General features: G+C 71.7%; 2 protein-coding genes. One reads left to right on the top strand and one right to left on the bottom strand.

All coding sequences use genetic code 11. From position 1 onward, the window contains the following. The coding region (locus KN815_RS45830; protein ID WP_301184706.1) for an ABC transporter ATP-binding protein at nucleotides 1-1,941 on the top strand (1,941 nt) is incomplete at its 5' end. Nucleotides 1,942-2,037: 96 nt separating this feature from the next. Here the strand turns inward: KN815_RS45830 and KN815_RS45825 are convergent. Beyond that, the coding region (locus KN815_RS45825; protein WP_507229934.1) for an alpha/beta hydrolase family protein at nucleotides 2,038-2,466 on the bottom strand (429 nt) is incomplete at its 5' end.

The following is a 2,466-nucleotide window of genomic DNA, read 5'->3' as shown; positions in this document are numbered from 1 at the left end:
CCGCGCTGGGGCCCGGCGCCCGCCGCCGGGCCCGGCCGGTTCATGGGCGGGCAGCCGACCGAGCGGTCCCTGGACTTCCGCGGCTCCGGCCGCCGGCTGCTGGCCCGGCTGCGCCCCGAGCGCGGCATCGCGCTGCTGGTGCTCGCGCTGGGCACGGGCAGCGTCGCGCTCGCGGTGGTGGGTCCGAAGATCCTCGGCGAGGCGACCGACCTGATCTTCGCGGGCATCATCGGACGGCAGTTGCCCGACGGGGCCGACAAGGAGCAGGCCGTCCAGTGGCTGCGCGACAGGGACCAGGGCACGGTCGCCGACATGGTGGCCTCGATGGACGTCACCCCCGGCCAGGGCATCGACTTCCACGCGGTCGGCGTCGTGCTGCTGTGGGCCACCGCGCTGTATGTCGTCGCCGCGATTCTGGGCCTGGTGCAGGCGCGGGTGGCCACGGTCATCGTCCAGCGCGCGGTCTTCCGGCTGCGCGAGGACGTGGAGCACAAGCTGGCCCGGCTGCCGCTGTCGTACTTCGACAAGCAGTCGCGCGGTGAGGTGCTCTCGCGCGCCACCAACGACATCGACAACATCCAGCAGACGCTCCAGCAGACCCTCAGCCAGATCCTGGCCTCGCTGCTGACGATCGTGGGCGTGCTGTCGATGATGTTCTGGATCTCGCCGCTGCTGGCGCTGGTGGCGCTGATCACCGTCCCGGTCTCGGTGTGGGTGACGACGCGCATCGGCAAGCGCGCCCAGCCGCAGTTCGTCGCCCAGTGGAAGACCACGGGCAAGCTCAACGCCCATATCGAGGAGATGTACACCGGCCACTCGCTGGTGAAGGTCTTCGGGCGGGAGAAGGAGTCCGCGGAGCTGTTCCGGGAGCAGAACGACAAGCTCTACGCGGCGGGCTTCAAGGCCCAGTCCATCTCCGGGCTGATCCAGCCCTCGATGATGTTCATCGGGAACCTCAACTATGTGCTGGTGGCCGTGGTCGGCGGGCTCCGGGTGGCCTCCGGCGCGCTGTCGATCGGCGATGTCCAGGCGTTCGTCCAGTACTCCCGGCAGTTCAGCCAGCCGCTCACCCAGGTGGCCTCCATGGCCAACATGGTGCAGTCGGGCGTGGCCTCCGCCGAGCGGGTCTTCGAGCTGCTGGACGCGCCCGAGCAGACCGCGGAGCCGGTGGACGCGCGGCGGCCGGAGTCGGTGCGGGGGCAGGTCGCGTTCGAGGAGGTCTCCTTCCGCTACCAGCCGGACACGCCGCTCATCGACGGTCTGTCGCTGTCGGTGCGGCCCGGGCAGACCGTGGCCATCGTCGGCCCGACCGGAGCCGGAAAGACCACGCTGGTCAATCTGCTGATGCGGTTCTACGACGTCAGCGGCGGGCGGATCACGCTGGACGGGGTGGACATCGCCGAGATGTCACGCGAGGAGCTGCGCTCCCATATCGGGATGGTGCTCCAGGACACCTGGCTGTTCGGCGGGACGATCGCCGAGAACATCGCGTACGGCGCGCAAGGGGCGAGCTTCGAGAAGATCGTCGAGGCGGCGAAGGCCACCTATGTGGACCGCTTCGTACGGACCCTGCCGGACGGCTACGACTCGGTGATCGACGAGGAGGGCTCCAATGTCAGCGCCGGGGAGAAGCAGCTCATCACGATCGCCCGGGCGTTCCTCTCCGAGCCGTCGATCCTGGTGCTGGACGAGGCCACCAGCTCGGTCGACACCCGTACCGAGGTCCTCATCCAGCGGGCGATGGCCTCGCTGCGGAGCGGCCGTACCAGCTTCGTGATCGCGCACCGGCTGTCGACCATCCGGGACGCGGACGTGATCCTGGTGATGGAGTCGGGGCGGATCGTGGAGCAGGGCTCGCATGACGCGCTGCTCGCGGCGGGCGGTGCGTACGCCCGGCTGTACGCGTCCCAGTTCGCGGAGCCGGTGGCGGAGGCCGAGTAGGCGCGTTCGCTCGGGCACTCCTCGGGTGTGGGCCCCCGCCTGAGGCGTGGGCCGCCCCTGAGGCGGGGGCGGCGCCCTCAGGCGTGGGCCGCCCCCTCAGGCGTGGGTCGCCGCCCAGTCGGCGATGCGGCCCAGCAGGGCGGGGGAGGCGGCCGTCTCGGCATGGCCGAAGCCCGGTTCGATCCACAGCTCCGTGGCCGACGGGTCCGCCGCCGACGCCAGCATCCGCGGATGGTCCAGCGGGAAGTACGGATCCCGGTCGCCGTGCACGATCAGCAGCGGCGTCGGCGCGATCAGCGGCGCCGCGGCCACCGGGGACAGCGGGTCGACGGCCCAGCCGCGGGGGTCGATCCGGGTGCGCAGCCCGTAGCGGGAGACCAGGCGGCCGGTCGGCCGGGTGATCGCCCAGTGGACCCGCCGCATGGGCGCGGTGCCCCGGTAGTACCAGCGGGCGGGGGCGCTCACCGCGACCACGGCATCGGGCGCGGCACTCTCGACGGCATTGGGCGCGGCGCCGTCGGCCGC

This window comes from Streptomyces niphimycinicus, from assembly GCF_018883605.1.
Classification (GTDB): Bacteria; Actinomycetota; Actinomycetes; order Streptomycetales; family Streptomycetaceae; genus Streptomyces; species Streptomyces niphimycinicus.
Note: the sequence above shows the minus strand (reverse complement) of the source record. Positions and strands in the feature narration are given on the sequence as shown.